The 19,015-nt window shown below is 74.1% G+C and carries 22 protein-coding genes; 8 read left to right on the top strand and 14 right to left on the bottom strand.

Annotated features, from left to right (window positions below; all coding sequences use genetic code 11):
* Positions 1-158 precede the first annotated feature (158 nt).
* Positions 159-614 carry an LppU/SCO3897 family protein gene (locus DMH08_RS24815; protein WP_442778649.1) on the top strand — a complete coding sequence of 152 codons (456 nt, stop codon included), beginning with the start codon at positions 159-161 and terminating at the stop codon, positions 612-614.
* 43 nt (positions 615-657) lie between these two features.
* On the opposite strand, the gene DMH08_RS24810 is transcribed toward DMH08_RS24815, so the two are convergent.
* Positions 658-1,230 carry a CGNR zinc finger domain-containing protein gene (locus DMH08_RS24810; RefSeq protein WP_125618049.1) on the bottom strand — a complete coding sequence of 191 codons (573 nt, stop codon included), beginning with the start codon at positions 1,228-1,230 and terminating at the stop codon, positions 658-660.
* Positions 1,231-1,351: 121 nt separating this feature from the next.
* Here DMH08_RS24810 and DMH08_RS24805 point away from each other — a divergent pair, with 121 nt between their 5' ends.
* Together DMH08_RS24805 and DMH08_RS24800 are read left to right on the top strand one after the other, a co-directional pair.
* The gene (locus DMH08_RS24805; protein WP_125618047.1) at positions 1,352-1,813 is read left to right on the top strand and encodes a VOC family protein; all 462 of its coding nucleotides are present in this window, start codon (positions 1,352-1,354) and stop codon (positions 1,811-1,813) included.
* Between the two features lie 31 nt (positions 1,814-1,844).
* Complete coding sequence (locus tag DMH08_RS24800) at positions 1,845-2,756, top strand: pyridoxamine 5'-phosphate oxidase family protein (protein WP_125618045.1); 912 nt, start codon at positions 1,845-1,847, stop codon at positions 2,754-2,756.
* Positions 2,757-2,760: 4 nt separating this feature from the next.
* On the opposite strand, the gene DMH08_RS24795 is transcribed toward DMH08_RS24800, so the two are convergent.
* Complete coding sequence (locus DMH08_RS24795; RefSeq protein WP_034519324.1) at positions 2,761-3,384, bottom strand: TetR/AcrR family transcriptional regulator; 624 nt, start codon at positions 3,382-3,384, stop codon at positions 2,761-2,763.
* Positions 3,385-3,498: 114 nt separating this feature from the next.
* Here DMH08_RS24795 and DMH08_RS24790 point away from each other — a divergent pair, with 114 nt between their 5' ends.
* Together DMH08_RS24790 and DMH08_RS24785 are read left to right on the top strand one after the other, a co-directional pair.
* Complete coding sequence (locus DMH08_RS24790) at positions 3,499-3,702, top strand: hypothetical protein (protein ID WP_125618044.1); 204 nt, start codon at positions 3,499-3,501, stop codon at positions 3,700-3,702.
* Positions 3,699-5,333: a carboxylesterase/lipase family protein gene (locus DMH08_RS24785; protein ID WP_125618042.1), complete on the top strand. Its 1,635-nt coding sequence runs from the start codon at positions 3,699-3,701 to the stop codon at positions 5,331-5,333. The genes DMH08_RS24790 and DMH08_RS24785 overlap by 4 nt, the downstream gene beginning before the upstream one ends.
* 94 nt (positions 5,334-5,427) lie before the next feature.
* Here DMH08_RS24785 and DMH08_RS24780 read toward each other — a convergent pair whose 3' ends face one another.
* From DMH08_RS24780 to DMH08_RS24750, 7 genes are all read right to left on the bottom strand, one after another.
* Positions 5,428-6,021 (bottom strand): TetR/AcrR family transcriptional regulator, encoded by a 594-nt coding sequence (locus tag DMH08_RS24780; protein ID WP_125618039.1) that lies wholly within the window; start codon positions 6,019-6,021, stop codon positions 5,428-5,430.
* A 56-nt stretch (positions 6,022-6,077) separates the two neighbouring features.
* Positions 6,078-6,812, bottom strand: a complete 735-nt coding sequence (locus DMH08_RS24775) for an ABC transporter ATP-binding protein (protein WP_125618037.1) — start codon at positions 6,810-6,812, stop codon at positions 6,078-6,080.
* Positions 6,809-7,939, bottom strand: coding sequence for an ABC transporter permease (locus tag DMH08_RS24770; protein WP_026403784.1), 1,131 nt, complete (start codon positions 7,937-7,939; stop codon positions 6,809-6,811). Before DMH08_RS24770 ends, DMH08_RS24775 begins: the two co-directional genes overlap by 4 nt.
* A 177-nt stretch (positions 7,940-8,116) precedes the next feature.
* Positions 8,117-9,244, bottom strand: coding sequence for a cobalamin B12-binding domain-containing protein (locus DMH08_RS24765; protein WP_125618035.1), 1,128 nt, complete (start codon positions 9,242-9,244; stop codon positions 8,117-8,119).
* On the bottom strand, positions 9,241-10,845 hold the full coding sequence (locus DMH08_RS24760; protein ID WP_233617782.1) for a PP2C family protein-serine/threonine phosphatase: 1,605 nt from the start codon (positions 10,843-10,845) through the stop codon (positions 9,241-9,243). The genes DMH08_RS24765 and DMH08_RS24760 overlap by 4 nt, the downstream gene beginning before the upstream one ends.
* Before the next feature lie 409 nt (positions 10,846-11,254).
* Positions 11,255-11,806, bottom strand: coding sequence for a hypothetical protein (locus tag DMH08_RS24755; RefSeq protein WP_233617781.1), 552 nt, complete (start codon positions 11,804-11,806; stop codon positions 11,255-11,257).
* Positions 11,803-12,594 (bottom strand): crotonase/enoyl-CoA hydratase family protein, encoded by a 792-nt coding sequence (locus tag DMH08_RS24750; RefSeq protein WP_125618031.1) that lies wholly within the window; start codon positions 12,592-12,594, stop codon positions 11,803-11,805. The genes DMH08_RS24755 and DMH08_RS24750 overlap by 4 nt, the downstream gene beginning before the upstream one ends.
* A 255-nt stretch (positions 12,595-12,849) precedes the next feature.
* Between DMH08_RS24750 and DMH08_RS24745 the strand changes: the two genes are divergently transcribed.
* Both DMH08_RS24745 and DMH08_RS24740 read left to right on the top strand, forming a co-directional pair.
* Positions 12,850-13,785 (top strand): formylglycine-generating enzyme family protein, encoded by a 936-nt coding sequence (locus DMH08_RS24745; RefSeq protein WP_125618029.1) that lies wholly within the window; start codon positions 12,850-12,852, stop codon positions 13,783-13,785.
* Positions 13,786-13,830: 45 nt separating this feature from the next.
* The gene (locus DMH08_RS24740) at positions 13,831-14,400 is read left to right on the top strand and encodes a PadR family transcriptional regulator (RefSeq protein ID WP_125618028.1); all 570 of its coding nucleotides are present in this window, start codon (positions 13,831-13,833) and stop codon (positions 14,398-14,400) included.
* 138 nt (positions 14,401-14,538) lie between these two features.
* On the opposite strand, the gene DMH08_RS24735 is transcribed toward DMH08_RS24740, so the two are convergent.
* A complete protein-coding gene (locus DMH08_RS24735; RefSeq protein WP_125618026.1) occupies positions 14,539-15,159 on the bottom strand; it encodes a TetR/AcrR family transcriptional regulator in 621 nt (206 codons plus the stop codon).
* Positions 15,160-15,218: 59 nt separating this feature from the next.
* On the opposite strand from DMH08_RS24735, the gene DMH08_RS24730 reads away from it, so the two are divergent.
* Complete coding sequence (locus tag DMH08_RS24730; protein WP_125618024.1) at positions 15,219-15,983, top strand: DUF4097 family beta strand repeat-containing protein; 765 nt, start codon at positions 15,219-15,221, stop codon at positions 15,981-15,983.
* A gap of 28 nt (positions 15,984-16,011) precedes the next feature.
* On the opposite strand, the gene DMH08_RS24725 is transcribed toward DMH08_RS24730, so the two are convergent.
* The 4 genes from DMH08_RS24725 to DMH08_RS24710 form a co-directional block, all read right to left on the bottom strand.
* A complete protein-coding gene (locus DMH08_RS24725; RefSeq protein ID WP_233617780.1) occupies positions 16,012-16,572 on the bottom strand; it encodes a hypothetical protein in 561 nt (186 codons plus the stop codon).
* Between the two features lie 163 nt (positions 16,573-16,735).
* Complete coding sequence (locus DMH08_RS24720; RefSeq protein WP_199747988.1) at positions 16,736-17,407, bottom strand: AAA family ATPase; 672 nt, start codon at positions 17,405-17,407, stop codon at positions 16,736-16,738.
* A 248-nt stretch (positions 17,408-17,655) separates the two neighbouring features.
* Positions 17,656-18,099 (bottom strand): nuclear transport factor 2 family protein, encoded by a 444-nt coding sequence (locus tag DMH08_RS24715; RefSeq protein WP_125618022.1) that lies wholly within the window; start codon positions 18,097-18,099, stop codon positions 17,656-17,658.
* 29 nt (positions 18,100-18,128) lie between these two features.
* Entirely contained in the window at positions 18,129-19,013 is an 885-nt protein-coding gene (locus DMH08_RS24710; RefSeq protein WP_125618020.1) for an alpha/beta hydrolase, read from the bottom strand.
* Positions 19,014-19,015: the final 2 nt, after the last annotated feature.

Below are 19,015 nucleotides of genomic sequence, written 5' to 3'. Positions count from 1 at the left end.
CCGGCCAGGTCGGGGTCCTCGTTGACGACGCGGTAGCCGAGGGCCTCCATCGGCCCCTCGCCGAACGGCCGCCTGCCGGTGGCGGCGAACGCGAGCACGGCGGCCAGGCAGAACACGTCGCTAGCCCGCCCGACCCCGTCCGCAAGGCGTTCGAGAAGATCTCCAAGGGCGACTGCCTGAACGTGTCCCAATCCCCGGACGACGGCGAGTGGACCAAGGAGAAGCCGAAAGCGGTCAGCTGCTCGCGGGACGACGCCTACCTCAAGGTGCTCAAGGTGGGGGACGGCTCCGCGAACTGCGGCGCCGAGCGCGGCGAGATCGACGGGGCCCTGTGGTGGAGGCACGGCGAGGACGACGAGGAGATCGCGCTCTGCGTCGAGCGGCGGCTCCACGTGGGCGACTGCTTCCTGGCCAACGACGGCCCGGAGGAGAACACCGTCTCCATCAGCAACGGCGACCTCATGACGACGTGGCCGTGCGGGAGCAACTCCGTCCCGGGGACCTACGAGCACATCCTCAAGGTCACCGCGCTCACCAGGGGCGACTGCCCGCCCGCCGACCGGTCCGTCGACTGGGACTTCCGCGGCGGCAAACTCTGCACCCGCATCGTCTGACCTGCCCCTACCGCCCGGCATCGGCGCCGCGGCGGCCGCGCGGTCACGGGTCGGTCTTACTGCGCTCGTAGTGGCGTGCGGCCTTGGCGCGGTTGCCGCAGCCGGCCATGGAGCACCAGCGGCGGGTGCCGTTCTTCGTGGTGTCGTGGAAGTACAGGACGCAGTCGGGGTGCGCGCACGGTTTGATGCGGCGGGGGTCGTCGTCCAGGAGCCGCAGGTAGTCGGCGGCGGCGAGCCAGGACGGCAGCCACGCGGGGTCGTCGGTCCGGGGGCGGCGCTCGGGGCCGCCGGGACCGAGCCGGGGGTGCAGCGCGCCGCGCTCGAGGATCCGGTTGAGGGCCTCCGCCGCGCCGGTGGACGGGCGCCGCTCCACCAGGTCGAGCAGGACGCCGCGGGTCTCGGCGAGGGCGTCGCGCGTCGCCCGGTCGGCCGTCGCCCGGTCGTCCAGTCCGGCGGAGCGCAGCCAGACGGCAAGCCCGTCGGTGGTGTCGAGCAGGTCGCGGCGGGCGCCGTTCGCGATCCATCGCGTGTTGATCAGGTCGAGGCACAGCGGTTCGCCGGTGAGCGGGCGCGGGTCCGCTGCGACCTGCGGCTGGGGACGGGGCTCCGACTGCACGGTCCGAGTCTACCCGGCTATCGCGACTTAGCCGGTTGACGATCTCACTCTAACTGTCTATCTTGCGATAGCAGGTTAGATCGAGCCGGGCGGGGCTGCCCGGGTTAGCGAGGTATGTGTCATGGAGACGGTCGCCATCAGGGCTCTGCAGACCGGGCACGTGGGCTTGAACGTCACCGACGTCGATCGGTCGCTGCCCTTCTACGAGCGCGTTTTCGGGCTCGAAGTCCAGGCCGAGGGCAGGGACGACGGGCGCCGCTGGGCCTTCCTCGGACGGGACGGGCGCCTGGTGCTGACCCTGTGGCAGCAGAGCGACACCGGCTTCCCGACCCGGTCGGCGGGCCTGCACCACCTGTCGTTCCAGGTCGAGTCGATCGAGGAGGTGAAGGCCGCCGAACGGGTGCTGCGCGAGCTCGGCGCCGCGTTCGCGCACGACGGCGTCGTCCCGCACGGGGAGGGGGCCTCCTCCGGCGGGATCTTCTTCGCCGACCCCGACGGGATCCGGCTGGAGATCTACGCGCCCACCGGCGCCGACACCGCGCCCGCGCCGAGCGGGGCCGCCCCCACCTGCGGTTTCTTCTGACCCTCGGCAACCGGACGAAAGGAGGGCCGCTGTGGCGGCCGACGTCTACCACGAAGGCGAACGGGCCGCCCAGCGGCGCGCCGGCCTGCTGGACCAGGGCGCGTTCTCCGCCCGCGCCGTCCGCGCCGAACTCCCCGAGGTGGCCCGCACGTTCCTGGTCCGGCAGCCGATGGTCGTCCTCGGCGCCGCCGACGGCGCGGGCGCGATGTGGGCCACGCTGCTCACCGGCCCGCCCGGCTTCCTGCGCGCCGCCGACGCCCGCACCGTCGCGGTCGACGCCCGCACGGGACCGGACGACCCGCTGCACGACCGGCTCACCGGACCCGCACCGGTCGGGATGCTCGCCATCGAGCCGTCCCGGCACCGGCGGATGCGGATGAACGGCCGCGCCGTCCCGACCGCGCACGGCCTGCGCGTCGCGCTCGACCAGGTGTACTCCAACTGCCCGAAGTACATCCAGAAGCGCCGTCCGCACTGGGAGCCGGCCGCCCCCGGACGGCCGCGGCGTTCGCGCGCGCTGACCGGTGACCAGCGCCGGTGGATCGCCGCGGCCGACACCTTCTTCATCGCGACGTCCGACCGCGAGGGCGACGCGGACGCGTCCCACCGCGGCGGCGACCCGGGCTTCGTGGAGGCGGTGTCGCCGACCCTGCTGCGCTGGCCCGACTACGCGGGCAACGCCATGTTCAACACCCTGGGCAATCTGGAGGTGCAGCCCCGGGCGGGGCTGCTGTTCCCCGACTGGCGCACCGGCGCCGTCCTGCAGCTCACCGGGACGGCCCGCACCGACTGGGAGCCCGCGCGCGCCGCCGCGGTGCCGGGCGCCGAACGCCTCGTCGAGTTCACCGTGACCGGCGTCGTCGAGACCCCCGGCGCCGTCCCGCTGCGGTGGAGCGAACCGGGCCTGTCCCGCTTCAACCCGCCCGTCCGCCCCCGGCCTTGAGCCATCACTCCCGGAGACTGTCCTGCACGTGTGCGGACACGATCTCGCGAGCCTGCTCGGGCGTGAGGTTCTCGGTCATCACGAGGCCGGCCAGGCCGATCGCCAGCGCCACGATCCGGTAGGCCCGGGGGCGGAGCGAGGCGAGGTCGCCGGACGGTCCGGGGGCGGCGATCTTGGAGAGCAGCAGGGCCACCAGCGAGGCGAGGTCGTCGTAGCCCCGGGCGACCTGCTCCTTGAGCGCGGGCCGCGGAAGCGCGAACGTCTCGAACGCCTGGGCGACCCGGAAGAGCCGGCGGTCCTCCTCGGTGCGCGGGAGGAGGCCGTCCAGGACCTCGGCCAGGACGGCTTCGGGGTCGCCGAGGCCGTCCCCGGCGGTGAGCCGCGCGCGCACCCGCTCGGACCCGCGCGCGTTGATCGCCGCGAACGCCTCGGCGAGCAGGGCGTCCTTGCTGGGGAAGTAGTGCTGGACGCGGCCGACGGACACCCCGGCGCGGTTCGCGACGTGCCGGATGCTGATCTGGTCGGTCCCCTCGGCGTCGACGATCGCGAACACCGCGTCGAGGATGCGCCGCCGACGCTCGGCGTGCGCCGCGCCGGGGCCCCGCACGCCGGGCCGTTGACTGGCCACGGCCACCTCTCTTTTTCAAGTCGAACGTACTGGTTTGACCGGCATAGCCGCCTCAGGTTATCGTCGCCCATCAAATCAATACGAACGTACTGACCTATTGTCTGCGGAGGCGCCGTGTCGGCAACGCTGGGGCTCGTCCTGCTCGTCCAGGGCGGCGGAGGCTTGATCAACAACCTGTTCGCGGATTCCAAGAGCTGGTTCCTGCTGAACCACCTGGACATGCCGGCGGGCGCCCGCCTCGCCGGGCACGCCGTGATGCTCGCCGTGGGGCTGCTCCTCGTCGCCCGGCGCGGCGGCTGGGCACGGCTGCTCCCGTGACCGGCGGCTCCGGGACGAGCGCGCGGCGCGGGTGGAGAGCGGCGCTCGGGCTCGCGATGGCGCCGGCCGTGCTCGCGACCGTCGCGGCCTGCGCCGCGACGCCGTCCCGCATGTCCGCGTCAGGCGGGGACGGCGCCGTCGTGGCGACCGACAAGGGCAAGGTGCGCGGTGTCCAGCGCGACGGATACCGCGAGTTCCTGGGGGTCCCGTTCGCCGCGCCGCCGACGGGCGACCGGCGCTGGACGTCCCCGGCGCCGCACGCGCCCTGGCCGGGCGTGCGGGACGCGACCGCGCCCGGCGAGCGCTGCGCGCAGGAAGCCTCCTCCACGGGGACGCCCGCGTCCCGTGCCGAGGACTGCCTGTACCTCAACGTCACCGCACCCGACTCGGCGTCCTCCCGCGGCCCGAAGCCCGTGATGGTCTGGCTGCACGGCGGCGGTTTCGTCGAGGGCTCGGGCGGCGAGTACGACCCGCACCGCCTCGCAGTCCAGGGCGACGTGGTGGTCGTGACGGTGAACTACCGGCTGGGCGTCTTCGGCAACTTCGGTCACCCGGGGCTGGACGGCTCGGGAAGCTTCGCCCTCCAGGACCAGCAGGCCGCGCTGCGCTGGGTGCGGCGGAACGCCCGCGCGTTCGGCGGCGACCCGGACAATCTCACCCTCTTCGGGCAGTCGGCGGGCGGGCAGAGCGTCTGCGCCCACCTGGCGTCGCCGCAGGCGGCGGGCCTGTTCGACCGCGCCATCGTGCAGAGCTCCTTCTGCACCAGGGACATCCCGGCGAACCTGCTGGCACCCGGCCTGCCCAACGTCTCTCCGTGGGAGGCCCCCGAGAGCCTGGCCGCCCGCGGCCGGCAGGCCGCCGCCCAGTTGGGCTGCGACGTCCCGTCCACCGCACTGGACTGCCTGCGCCGGCTTCCCGCCGACCGCCTCATGCAGGTCTTCGGGCAGTTCGCGGGCCTCTCCTACGGCAGCCGCACCCTCCCCGACGACCCCCGCGTCGCGTTCCGCACCGGGAGATTCGCCAAAGTGCCCGTGATGTCCGGGACGACACGGGACGAGACGACCTACATACAAGCGATTTTCGACCTGGCCATCGGGCCGCTGACCGCGGCGCACTACCGCCGGTACCTCGTCCAGGCGTTCGGCGGCCGGGCCGGTGAAGTCGCCGCCCGGTACCCCCTCCGCCGAGGGCGGCCGCCCAGCCGGACCTGGGCCGCCGTCACCACCGACAGCGGGCTGGCCTGCCCCACCCTGGAACGCAACCGCCTCATGAGCCGGCACGTGCCGGTCTACGCCTACGAGTTCGCCGACCGCACCGCCCCGCCGACGCTCCCCGACGTCGGCTACCCCTACGGCGCCTACCACTCCGCGGACGCCTTCTACCTCTTCGACCTCAGGCCGCCCGCCGAACAGCCGGAACTCGGCCCCGCCCAGCGCCGCCTGGCCGACCGGATGGTCCGTTACTGGACGGCTTTCGCCCGCACCGGCGACCCCAACGGAAAGCACCTGCCGCAATGGAAGCGGCTCCGCCCCGGCGCCCCGAACGACAACCTGCGGACACTGACCACTGAACCGCTCACCCCAGAACCCGCCGACTTCTCGCGGCAGCACAAATGCGACTTCTGGCTGTGACCGCGACCGTCCGGTACGAGACCGTCCCGGTACGAGACGTCCCCAGCGCCGCACCCCGTGAGCCGGCCGAGCCGGTGACCGGCGGGGACGGCCGTCACGCCGGAGGCGCCGCCGCGGAGTGCAGGTACGGCGCGAGCAGTTCGTCGGCGAGGCGGCGGGCGGCGCGTTCGGCCAGGCCCTCCTCGATCATCCGGCTCAGGGTGTAGACGATCGACTGGACGAGTTCGGCCGTCCGGGCGGGGTCGGCCGCACCGTGGTCCGCGAGGGCCGCGCGGAGCGGCGTCTGGAGTTCGTCGTGCAGCAGGCGGCTGGAGTTGGCCAGCGTGTCGGTGCGGCCGGTGGCCGCGAGGGCGCGGGCCAGCGCGTGGTCCCCGCGGGCGACGATCCGGAGGTTGGCGCGGACGTAGGCCAGGACCCGGTCGCCGGGCGTCCCGGCCTTCTCCATCTGCGCCAGGACGTACGCGGACCAGCGCGGGAACGTGTCGACGATGAGGGCGTCGAGCAGGTCGTCGCGGGACGTGAAGTAGGCGTACATGCTGGAGCGGGCGAGCCCGGCCCGGCGGGCGACGTCCGCCAGGCTGGGCGCCCGCTCGGGCTCCGCGGACAGCAGGTCGCGGGCGGCGTCGAGCAGGGCGGCCCGCCGCGCCGCCCGGTGCTCCGCCACGGTCGGCGCCTGGATCCTCGGCACGCGGCCCCCTTCCCCCCGGTCCGCCGTACCCGCCGGACGGCCCGGCCCCCGGGGCGTCAGGCGAGTGCGGTGAGGCGCCCGTCGATCATCTCGTACACCGTGTCGCAGTGTTCGAGGACGTCATGGTCGTGGGTCACCATGATGGCCGCCACACCGTGCTGCCGCGACTCGCGGGCGAGCAGCCGGACGATGTCGTGGCTGCGCGCCCGGTCCAGGGCGGCGGTGGGCTCGTCGACGAGCAGCACGCTCGGCCCGGTCACCAGGGCCCGGGCGATGCCGACCCGCTGCCGCTCCCCGCCGGACAGCCGGTGCGGGTGCCGGTCGGCCTTGTCCGCCATTCCCACGTCCTCGAGCAGCGCGCGCGGGTCGCGCCCGGAGCGCGCGCCGCGCGGCCGGAACCGCAGCGGCAGCCGGAGCTGGTCCAGCGCGGTGAGCGCCGGGACCAGGTTGCCGGTCTGGAAGACGAACCCGATGTGCTCCCGCCGCAGCCGCGCCCTGGCCCGCGTCCCGGCCGCCGTGATGTCGACCCCCGCCACCGTGACCGTGCCCCGGTCCGGGCGGGCGAGCCCGCCGGCGACCGCGAGCAGGCTCGACTTGCCGGCGCCGGACGGGCCGACGACGGCGGCCAGCTCTCCGGCGCGCACCGTGAGATCGACGTCGTCGAGGGCCTGCACCGTCTCGGTGCCGTCGCCGTGCCGGAGGCAGACGCCGTCCAGGACCAGTCCCGGACGGCCGGGCGCGGTCGCGCCGTCCTCCTGCGGCCCGGCGGTCGGCGTGGTCTGGCCGGTCATCGGTTTCCTCCCAGGGCGGTGGCCGGGTCGATGGACGCGATCCGGGCGACGGCGATGCCCGCGCCGACGAGCCCGAGCAGCACGAGTCCCGCGGCGGCGCCGGTGATGCCGGGCGCGCTGAGCGCGAACGGAACTCCGCCGCCGGTGATGAGCGAGCCGAGCCCGACGCCGATCGCCGCGCCGGTCGCGACGGCGGCCAGCAGCAGGAGGAACGCCTGCGTGAGCGCGTCGCGCAGCAGCCAGCTTCTGGACGCGCCCATCGCGCGGAGCACGGCGACCTCGTGCCGGCGCTGGATCGCCCAGACGGCGAAGAACGCTCCGACGACCAGGGCGGAGATCGCGTACAGGAACCCCTGGATGAGCTGCAGCGTGGACGTCTCGGCCGTGTAGCCGGGGGAGGCGCCGTAGGACTCCTCCAGGGTCAGGCTCTCGGTGCCGGCGGCCGCGTCCGCCGCGGCGAGGTCGACCGACGCGCCGGGCTCCGCGCGCACCGCCACCGCGGTGATCTCTCGGGCGGCGTTCGCGGGCACCGCGTCGCCCGGCGCCGCCCCCGCCTTGATCGCCTGCCAGGTCGGCAGGGGCGCGTAGGCCACGTCGACGTGCCCGAAGGTGTGCTGCCCCGCCATGGCGCCGACGACGCGCAGCTTCGTCCCGAGGCGGTCGACGGTGATCGTGTCGCCGACGCGCAGGCCGGCGTCCAGGGCCGTGCCGCTGACGACGACGCCGTCCGGTGCGTCCAGCCGCGAGCCCTCGCTCACCTCGGGGGCGAGGAACGAGTCCGGTGCCACCCCGAACAGCGCGAGGTCGATGTCGACGCCCCGGTCGCTCTTGGCGTTGATGAGCGTGTTGCCGTAGGGCGCGGCCTCCGCCACACCCGGCCGTCCGCGCCAGGCGTCCACGGCGGACGTCTCCACCACGCTCCGGGAGAAGGCGGAGTCGTGCTGGACGCCGCGCTCGAATGCGAAGGAGGTGACCGGCAGCTCCTGCAGCCCGGACACCCCGTCCCTGACCAGCCCCACCGACAGCCCGGACAGCATGACCATGAGGATCGCGATCAATGCGACCACGGCCCCCATCAGCCCGAACCGGACCTTGGCGAACCGCAGCTCGCGAACGGCGAGGAACATCAGCCCCACACCCGCGTCTTTGTCGACATCATGTCGGCAACATATCAACACGGTGTCGCTAACTTGCGCCGGGTCCCCGTTTGCCCCGAGCGCCGCGGTCGGCGTGGGCGCGTGAGCGCGCTCGGATCGGCGAAAGCTCGGCGGAGACGCGCCACGGGGCACCGGGGGCGGCGGCCGTCACGCGAGGACGTCGCTCGCGCCGCCGGGCGGGAGGTCGGTGGGCTCCGGCAGCGGCGACCGGACGGCGTCCCGCGCGCGTGCCAGCATGCCGACGGCGCGGGGGTGGTCGACGAGCCGCTCCGCCAGCAGGTCCAGGGCGGGCAGCAGGCTGTGGGCGGGCACGTCGCGCGCGACCAGGATGCTCGCGGTCCAGGCGGTGAATCCGCTGAACAGGTCCGGTTCGTCCACGTAGAGGGCGGCACCGAGGAAGTCGACGATGTGGGCGATGTCCTCGGCGGTGCGGCGCCGCTGCCGGTCGGTGTAGTCCGCCATCGCCGGGAAGCGGGACTCCAGCTCGGCCAGCACGCGGCGCACCAGCTCCGGCGCCGTCCGCGTGACGTGCGTGTACTCCTGATCGGCGAGATGCGGGAGATCGTCGACGGCCCGGTGGACGGGCGGCGGCTGGGGGAGCGGCCCCGCGGCCAGCCGGGCGGCGGCGGCGCGGGCGTCGGGGGCCCAGGCGTCCGCGCCGAGCCGGGACGCGTACCGGCCGCCCGGCCCGAACGCGGCACCGCCGACCATGACCGGGGTCCCGGTCACCTGGCAGGCGGTGATGGCGGCGTGCGCGGCCGGCAGCCGGGTGGCGATCGAGGACGACAGCGCCACCACCGCCGGGTTCGTGCGGTGCACGTGCGCGATCAGGTGCGGCGTCGGCACCTGGGCCCCGAGGTAGTCGACCTGCCAGCCGCGCAGCCGCAGCACCTCGGCCAGGATCCGGGCGGGCAGCGCGTGCCACTCGCCGTCGATGCACGCCACCGCCACCCGGCCGCGCGGCGCCCCGCGGTGCCGCTCCATGGCCCGGCGGACGGCCGGATGGTGCGCCAGCGTCCCGATCACCCGTTCGTTGATCGCGGTGGCGGTGTGCTCCTGCGCGACGGTGAGCCGGTTCGCCGCCCACTCGCGCCCCACGCGGGCCTGCACCGGTGCGATGACGTCCAGCAGCAGCGTCTCGGCGTCGGCGCCCTCGTCCAGGGCCGCCGCCACCGCGTCGGCGGCGGCGTACTCGTCGCCGCGGACGATCGCGTCCCAGAGCGCCCCCGCCCGGTCGTCGAACTCGGCGGACGGCTTGTCTGCGGTGCGGGTCACGTAGTGAACCTCCCAGGTTCCCGGTCTTCGGCCGCGCTGGTGCGGAAGCGCCGCGGGGCGGTGACGGCGACCACGGCCATGTCGTCGTGCACGCCGGAGCCGACCCACTCCGCGGCGAGCATGTGCACCCGCTCGACCAGGGCCTCCGGCGGCATCCCGCCGCAGCCCCGCAGTTCCTCGCGCAACCGGTCGTCGCCGAACATCTCGTCGCCCAGCGGGCCGCCGACCGCCTCGGTGATGCCGTCGGTGTACAGCAGGCACGTGTCGCCCGGGTCCAGCAGCACCGTCGCGGTCGTGGACGTGATGTCGTCCAGCACCCCGATCAGCGAGCCGCGCGTGTCGGCGGATTCGATCTCGCCCCCGGCGCGCACGATCAGCGGAGCGGTGTGGCCCGCGCTGGTCAGCCGCAGCCGCAGGCGCTCGCCCTCCCGGCGGAGCGAGGCCAGCACGAGGGTGACGAACAGGGTCGAGTGGCCGCTCAGCAGCGTCCCGTTCAGCAGTTCCAGGACACGCTGGTGGTCCCCGCTCAGCGGCACCAGAGCGTGCAGCGTGTTCCGGATCTTGCCGGTGAGGACCGCGGCCTCCAGCCCCTTGCCGCACACGTCCCCCAGCACCACCAGCGACTCCGGCGCCGCCGCGGGGTCGTCGGCCGCCGGATACAGGTCGTAGAAGTCGCCCCCGACCCGCTCGCCGTCGCCCGAGGGCCGGTACCGCGCCGCCAGTTCCGCGTCGGGCAGTTCGGCCGGCCGCGGCGGCAGCAGCTCGCGCATCAACGTGTCGGTGATGGACGCCTGCTCGGCGTACACGCGGGCGGCCGACATGGCCGCCCCGGCGCGCGCCGCGAACTGCCGCGTCACCAGCTCCTCGCCTTCGGAGAACGCGCGCCGCCCGCCCCGCCGGAGCAGCACCAGCGCCCCGGCCGGGAACCCGTGCCCGGGCAGCGCGGTCACCACGACGGCGGTGAGCTCGCCCAGGTCCTCGCGGGCGACCCAGGCGGGCGCGGCGGCGGGGTCGATCCAGCGCGACGGCACCGGCGGGAACCCCCGCATCGCCTCCGCGAGCCCGGGGACCTCCGCCGGGTCCACGCGAAGCATCTGATGCTCCACCTCGCCGTCCGGGCCGCAGTACGCGACGGGATGGGAGCGCCCGGACCCCGGAGCGATCACCAAGGCCGCGTCGGCGAGGCGCCGCGCGGCCAGCCGCGCGGTCACCTCCATGCACCGCTCCAGGTTCAGCGACGCGAGCAACTGGCTGGACGCGTCCGCCAGGAACGACGTCCGCTCGCGTTCGGCGGCCAGCTCCCGCGCCAGCCGACGGCTCTCGGTGATGTCGGACAGCCACCAGACCGTCCCGGCCGAATGGCCCCGGGACGCGTCGGCGGGGCTTGCGTCCGGCACCGCATGGGCCGCGAAGAACCGGTCGCCGATCGGACCGTGCGCGACCGGCTCCGGCAGGGCGCGGTCCGCGCGGGCGGGGACGGGACCGGCGGCCGACACGTGGCGGGCCTCGGCCAGCCACTCCGGCGCCCGGCCCTTCAGCACCCCGCCGAGCACGGAGCGAGCCACCTTGTTGAGCCGCGTGACGGCCCCCGTCCCGTCCACGGCGAGCACCGGAAACGGGGCTGAGTTCAGCGCCGAGTCGAAAAAATCCAGGGGACCATCAAAATTTCGGGTGAGTTCCATCACTGTCGAGGCTGCGGCGGGACCGCTTCCCTTCCTGAGCAAGGCCGCCGAACGAGGACTTGGTCCTCTTACCCCACCATAACCACACAAAGACACTTGACGGAAGGCAAGGAAGCGTCCGGCTCCGCTTTCAAGATCGGCGCCCCCGCCGGTTCGCCGATCAAGCTCACGGTTCGGCGAGGTCAGCGGCGTGCCGCCCGCGCGACCGAGGCCCCCTGCAGGCCGCCGACACCGCGATCTCTCACCGAAGAAGCCACCGAAATCGCCTCCCCTCCAGGGAAACGCACTCCGTGAAGACGCGATTTCCGATACACCGCAACTCGGCGGATCATCTTGAATTTACGGTTTCCTGTTTTCGCGCATAAACCGCCTTGCGGTGGACGGCGAGATCGCGGGCCAGGTGCGCGCGGCGCAGGCCATGTGAGCGCAGGTAGCGCAGATCCTCGACGGTGTCGTACATCAGCTGCACGCGGAAGTAGTTCACATACTCCAGGACCGCGAACAGCCCGAAGCCCAGTCCCGGCCATGCCGCCGTTCCCGGATCGGCGACGACCTCCCGGGCGATGAACACCAGTCCGGCGGCGAGAAGCAGGACGCAGGCTCCCCGGAAGGCGGCGAAGCCCCCGGCCCAGGGCAGGGGCGCGCCGGGCGCCGAGATCTGCCCGAGCTTGGCCGCCCAGTACCCGGCTCCCACCACGAGCAGGAGCGCGAACAGCGCGGAGCCCACCGTGTTCGCCGCCGTCACCGGCACGCCGACGACGCCGAACCAGACCCCGGCCTGCAGGGGGATGTTCAGCGACTCCAGCAAGGCCAGCGACCGCAGTCGACGACGAACCCGGAGGCCCGTCGGAGAGGTGAGCCGGCCCGCCCCATCGCTCACGGGGCGGTCCCCTCCCGGGTGAAGGCTCCGTGCCGGCCGGCGCCGGCGGCGAACCGGGCGGCGCCGGCCGCTCCCTCGCGGGCGACGACGGGGACGCCCGCCGCGCCCTCGGCCCGCAGCGCCTCGGCCAGCGGCAGGTCGAGGGCGGCGTAGGTCGAGGCCCGGTCGGCCAGCACGCAGGCGAACGGGAAGGCCGCGATCTCCCCGGCCAGCTCCCGCGCCGCCTCGACCGCCCGGCCCGGCTCGACCACGCGGTTGGCCAGGCCCATGGCCAGCGCCTCATCGGCGTGCACGGGCCGTCCGGTGAGGATCATGTCCAGGGCCCGGCCCAGCCCGACGACCTGCGGCAGGCGGACCGTGCCTCCGTCGATGAGCGGCACCCCCCAGCGGCGGCAGAACACGCCCATCACCGCGTCGGACTCCACGACGCGCAGGTCCGCCAGCAGCGCCAGCTCCAGCCCGCCCGCGACCGCGTGCCCGCCGACCGCCGCGATGAGCGGCTTGCTCAACCGCATCCGGGTGGGCCCCATCGGGCCGGTGCCGCCCCCCTCGGGATCGAGCTCGTTGGCGCGCTCGGGGTCGTCGACCGCCGTCAGGTCCGCGCCCGCGCAGAACGTGCCGCCGGTGCCCGCCAGCACCGCCACCCGCTGCCCGGGATCGGCCTCGAACCCCTCGAACGCCGCCCGCAGTTCCGCGGCCATGCCCCTGTCGACGGCATTGCGCCGCTCGGGCCGGTCCATCCAGATCGTGGTGATCGAACCGTCGATCTCCACCCGCACGTCACCCATCGCCTACCCCCGGCACCTCACCGCTCGCCCACCCCGACAGTGGAAACGGGCCCAATTCATAGACTCCATCGCCGCCCTGTGCAAGGCCGGGGAACCGGCGCCCACCGGCTCGCCCCGCCGACGACACGGCCCTGCGCGCGGCCAATGGCGGGCGGGAGAAGAGCACCCGCTCGGCCGCCCGGTCCCGCACCCTTTATCGCGCTTCTCATCGCATCTATGTACGTTAGAACATATTGAGCCTGGGAGGAGCGGCTGATGAGTGGTCCCGATACGCGTGCCTGCTGCCTGCCGACCGCGAAGCGGTCGCCGGGTCCCGAGACGGGCGCGCCGGCCCCGCCGCCGCGGCTGCCCGGCGGCGGGGCCGGCCCGGACGCGGCGGTCGTCCTGCCCGGCGGGGAGTTCCTGATGGGGACCGATGACCGCGAAGGGTTCCCCGAGGACGGGGAGGGGCCGGTGCGCCGGGTGCGCGTCGAGCCGTTCCGGATCGACGCCTATGCGGTCACCAACCGGCGCTTCGCCGCGTTCGTCGAGGCCACCGGTCATGTCAGCGACGCCGAGCGGATCGGCTGGTCCTACGTGTTCGCCGGGTTCCTGCCCGCCGAACTCCGCCGGGCTTCCCCCCGGCCGGAGCGGACGCCCTGGTGGTGCGGGGTGTCCGGGGCGAGCTGGCGGCGTCCGGAAGGGCCGGGCAGTTCGCTGGACGGACGGGCCGACCACCCGGTCGTCCACGTGTCCTGGAACGACGCCCGAGCGTTCTGCCGGTGGGCGGGGGCGCGGCTGCCCAGTGAAGCCGAGTGGGAGTACGCCGCCCGAGGAGGGCTGGAGGGGCGCCGCTACCCGTGGGGCGACGAGCTGGACCCGGGCGGCGAGTACCGGTGCAACATCTGGCGGGGCCGGTTCCCGACCAGGAACACCGCCGCCGACGGGTACCGGGGGACCGCCCCCGTGGACGCGTTCCGGCCCAACGGGTTCGGCCTCTACAACGTGTCCGGCAATGTGTGGGAATGGTGCGCCGACGCGTGGACGGACGGCGCCGCGGAGATCAAGGCGATGCGCGGCGGCTCGTACCTGTGCCACGACTCGTACTGCAACCGCTACCGCGTCGCGGCGCGCACGGCCAACGACCGGGACGCCTCGGGCGGCAACACCGGATTCCGCTGCGCCTGGGACCTTGACACCGGCCGGGGCTGACGCCATTGTCACTGCTAAGTTCCAAAGAACATAGGAATAAGGGGTATGCAGCTCGACTACGTGATCTTGGGGATGCTGGCGCTGCGCCGGCTGTCCGGGTATGACCTGCGCCGCTGGATGGAGGGCCGGGGCCGGTACCTCGGCTACGGCGTGCAGCTCCCGCAGATCTACCGCCGGCTCGGTGCGCTGGTGGAGCGCGGCTGGGTCGAGTTCGAGGTCGATCCGCGTTCCGGGCGGCCGGACGCCAAGGTGTACTTGCTCACCGGGGCGGGCCGCCGGGCGCTGCTGGAGTGGGCCCGCTCCCCCTACGAGCCGTCGCCCCGCCCCATGGATCCCGACTTCAAGTTGCGTTTCGTGTTCGGCGGCCAGCTCGATCCGGAGATCGCCATCGCGGTCGTGCGCACCGAGCTGGAGTACCGGCTGGAGCACGACGGGCAGTCGGCCGTCCTGGAGCACCGCCGGGACATCGAACCGCAGATCCCCGAGCTGGACGCCCGCTGGGCGTGGGAGGTCCACACGCTCGCCCACGAGCACGGCTACGCCTCCACGGCGTCCTACATCGCCTGGCTCCGGCTGACCTTGCACCGCCTCGAAGCCGCCCGCGACCGCACCTGACCCGCCACCGCGCCCGACCGGCCCCGCCTGTATCCACCGGCCAGCGACAGCAGCACCAGCCAGGCGGCCAGGAAGCGCAGGTGGTGGCGGAACGCGTTCCGCCCGAGCCGGTAGAGCAGTTTCGACACGGGGGTCCTCTCAGGCGGGTGGGGGGAGCAGCGCGGTCAGCACGGCGATGAACGCCCGCTCGATGACGTCGGCGGTGACGCCCTCGGGGTCGGCGAGGTGCTCGTTGACCAGGCCGTTGGTGAGGCAGTGCAGGATCAGCCCCGCCAGCTCTGCAGGAACGGCCGGGCCGGCGCCGGTGCGGTCGGACACCTCGGCGACGGCGCGGGCGGCGTTGTCGCGCTGCGCGCGGCGCATCGGGGCGAGTACGGCCCGGGTCTCCTCGTCCCGGGCGGCGCGGGCGGCGAACTCCAGGCCGAGTTGGCCGTGCCCGGTGTCGGTGACGATCCGGGCGGTGATCAGCGCGGCGACCCGCTCGATCAACGCGTCCGTCCCGCCGCCGCCGCCGATCTCGGCGGTCACCGTGGTCAGCTCGTCCGCGGCGCCCTGGCCGAGGACGGCGCCGAACAGTTCCCGCTTGCCGCCGAAGTTGGAGTAGACGGCGCCCTTGGTGAAGCCGGCGGCGTGGGCGATGTCCTCGATCCGGGCGTCGTCGTAGCCGCGTTCGGTGAACACCCGCACCGCCTCGGCCAGCAGCCGCCGCCGGACCTCCTCGCGTGGGACCCGCCGGGCGGGTCCTGGGTTGTCGGTCATGCCCGGACCGTAGCATACTCAAAGTATTCAATACTTTCGGTATCGAGCCTGGAGGTCCGTTGACCACCTCATTCCGCCGCGTCCTGTCACCGCTCGCGGGAGCTCCGCTCCTGCTCGCGGCCCTCGCCGGCTGCGGCGCCTCGGCCGACGACGCCCGGCCGGAGCGGCGCTCGTTCGGCCCGGTCGGCGACCGCCTCACGATCGTCAAGGACGAGGGCGACCTGGACGTCCGGCCCGCCGACGTGGACCGCGTCCAGATCACGCGCCGGTTCGACCGGTGGGCGCTCGTCGGCGGCGAACCGGCCGCGTCCTGGGAGCTCAGCGGCGACCGGCTCACCCTGGCCACCGACTGCGGCGCGCTCATCGGCGGCTGCGCGGTGCGCTACGAGGTCCTCGTCCCGCGGGGCCTCGCCCTGAGGGTCGAGGGCGACAACGGGCGGGTCTCGGCCACCGGCCTCACCGCCGCGCTCGGCATCCGCACCACCAGCGGCGCGATCGCGGTCACCGGCGCCGCCGGGCCCCTCGACCTGCGCACCGAGAACGGCGAGGTGCGCTCCTCCTCCACCCGGTCGGAGCAGGTTTCCGCCGCGTCGCAGAACGGAGAGGTCGCCCTCTCCTTCGCGACCGCGCCGCGCCGGGTGGCGGTGACGACCGAGAACGGCGAGGTGAGGGTCGCGGTCCCGCGCAACTCCTACAAGGTCACCGCCACCACCGGCAGCGGCGACGTCCGCGCCGACGTCCCCGAGGACGCCGCCGCCCCGCGCTCGATCACCGCCCGGACCGACAGCGGAGCGATCACCCTGACCACCGCGGCGAGCGGTTGATCCCCGTCCACGGCGGCCGGTGCGCGCGTCACGCCGGGGCCGAGGCGGCCGACCGGCGGCGGGCGTAGTGCGCCGTGAGGACCAGAACCAGCGGTCCCCACAGCAGCAGCGGGGCGTAGCAGACGTTCATGACCAGGCCCGCGGTCCCCTGCGGGAACTCGGGGTTGGCCAGTGGGCCGTCCGGGGCCAGGGCGAGGGCGAGGCAGAGGCCGGTCACCGCGACGCCGCCGAGGACGCCCGGGACGATGCCCGCCAAGGGCGGGATCCGCCGGCCGCCCAGGGACGGGACCCACCGCGGCACACGTTCGCCCCACGGCCGGACCAGTCCCAGGGTGAGCATGGCCGCGGCCTGCGACACCACGGTCAAGGCAAGGACGTACACCATGATGTCCACACCCGTGTACATCTCGCCGAGTTCGCCGGTGAAGCCGACGTCCGCTCCGACGCCGAGCGCCATCCGCCACAGGCCCGAAGGCACCGTGCACAGGACGGTGATCCACGCGCACCGGACCGCCCAGGGGGGAGCGTGTCGGCGGGACTTCGGCGCGGTGTCGGTCGCGGTCGCGGGGATCGGTCGCGTCGCGGTCATCGCGTTCTCCTAAGCCGGGGGTTCGTCCCGTCCAACGATCGCGAAGCCGCGGGCCCGGGTGATCCCCCGCCGTGGGGAACGGCCTCCCTCCCCCGGGGGAGCGGGGGTCGTGAACCGCGGGCGGATGTTCAACGGCCCGGGCGCGGCGCTCCGCGAAGGCGGCTCATCCGAACCCGATCTCGTGCAGCTCGTCGGCCGCGCGCCGGTCCAGCAGGACCACCGCGGCGCAGCCGCCGGGCGGCCGTCCCTCGGCCACACGGCCAATCAGCCGCCCGATGCCGCGGCGATGGCGGGAGAAAACGCGGCCCGGGACGGTCCTGCTCCGCGACCTCTGCCCTTCCACCGCCACCGACGGCGGCACGTCGAGCAGCACGAGATGCACCGCACTCCCGCGGTCGCGCCTCCTCCAGGCCGCCCAACGGCGCACCCAGCCGCGGCTGCCGCAGTCGTGCACCACCACGCTGCCGCCGCGCCGCAGCGCCCGCTCCAGCCGGACGTAATGGACGATCCGGGCCCCCGGCCGGTACACCTCGTACGGCACCCAGGCGGGCAGCCGCCGTTCCCACGCCTGCCGGACATCCTGCGAGTCGACGCACCGCACCGGCTCGCCGTCCCCGTCCACGGCCGCCACCGTCCGCCGGATCAGCGTGCTCTTGCCGCTGCCCGGCAGCCCGGACACCATCACCACGTCACCGGCCGCGAACCGCAACACCTTCGCGCCGGGCCCGCCCGCGGCCCGCGCGTCCCCGCGCATGTCCGTGATCAGCGGCGGGCGGCTCCGCCGCGGCCGCCTCGCCGCATCGTCCCGCCGCCTCCCGCCGAGCGTGCCGATCACGCGCTCACCGTGGCCATGGCCCCAACCCACCCGAACTTCGCTCGCAGGACGCGCCTGCCGGCGAAGGGGAACCGACACCGGGCACCGGCGACATCTACACTTGTAGTAAGTCGTCACGGTAGCAGCCGCCCAAAACCGGCGCCGGTGAGGGCCGGCGAAGCCGGGGCCCCGCCGCCCCGCCATGCCGGCAACGCGGCCGGACCCCGGCTCGGCGGCGCGCGGCGGCGCGCGGCGGGTCCCGGCGCGGCTCAGGTGCGGGCGGCGGCGAGCGCGGGGAGGTTCCGGTTGCCGTCCGCCCAGGTGGCGGTCATGACGACGCCGGTGATCCGCCATCCCCCGGCAGTGCGAGCGAGGTCGAAGCGGTAGGTGCCGCCGAGCGTCCACAGCGGGGCGCCGTGCGGGTCGGCCAGGCGGTGGGTCGCCTGGAACGCGGCGGTGCAGACCGCGCGGTCGCCGTCGATGTCGACGAGGTGGTTGGTGACCAGATGCTGGGTGGCGTCGAAGCCGCCGAGCGTGGCCGACCACGCCTCGATGATCTGCCGCGGGGTCAGCACGGCGGGCTCACCGCCGTTCAGACTGGTGTAGTCGAGCGTGACCTCGTCGGCGAAGACGGCGCTGAGCCGGTCCCATTCGCGCTGGTCGGCGTGCCACGCCATGCGCGTGCACGTTTCGATGATCTCCGAGGTGGACATGGGGTCCTTTCCAGACGTGCCCTGGACGGTCACAGGGTGGCGGCGAAGTGGGCGGCGGCGGAGTCGGCGGCGAAGGTGACCTGCGGCTCCTGGTCGTAGAAGTCGAACTGGACGCCGTCCGTCCACACCAGGTCCTTGGGGCCGGCGAGTCCGGCGTGGAAGCGGCGCGCGCCGTCGGGGATCGCGGCGTCCTCGCTGTGCACGAGGACGGTGGGAGCGGTGATCCGGGGGGCCAGGGCGATGGAGTCGAAGGTCAGCCAGTCCTTCCAGGCCATGACGGCGAACCGGTTGGGCCAGGCGGGGATGCCCCCGCGGTCCGGGTTGAGATAGAAGTCGACCTCCATCGGCAGGGCCGCGCGCGGGTCGGTTCCGCTGACCATCGGCACGTACTCGACCTCGCCCGTCTCCCGGTACCGGGCGCGCGCCTTCTCCGCGGCATCGATCTTGGCGGCGACGCCCGCGTCGCCGCCGTAGTTCTCGGCGCAGAGCTTCGCGTCGTGCAGCCAGGGCGCCACCAGCGCCAGGGACCGGACGCGGGGATCGTCGGCGGCGTTGGCGCTCATGTACATCGCCGCCGCGCACACTCCGAGCGCGCCGAGCCGCGCGCCGTCCACGGACGGGTGCTCGGCCAGGAACGTCACGGCGCTGCGGATGTCGCGGACCTTCAGTTCCGGCGATTCGACGTCGCGGGGCTCGCCGCCCGACTCACCGAAGCCGGTGAAGTCGAACGACAGTGCCGCGTAGCCGCGGTCGGCGAGGCGTTCGGCGTACCGGTCGGCCATCAACTCCTTGACGCTGGTCCAGGTCCCGGCGACCACGATGCCGGGCGCCGGGGCGCCGCCGTCGGGCAGGAACAGACGTCCGGTCAAGGACACACCTGCGCTGGGGAAGGTGACTTTCTGGGGGGTGCTCATGA

The sequence above is a fragment of the Actinomadura sp. WAC 06369 genome (genome assembly GCF_003947565.1).
Lineage (GTDB): Bacteria > Actinomycetota > Actinomycetes > Streptosporangiales > Streptosporangiaceae > Spirillospora > Spirillospora rifamycini.
Note: the sequence above shows the minus strand (reverse complement) of the source record. Positions and strands in the feature narration are given on the sequence as shown.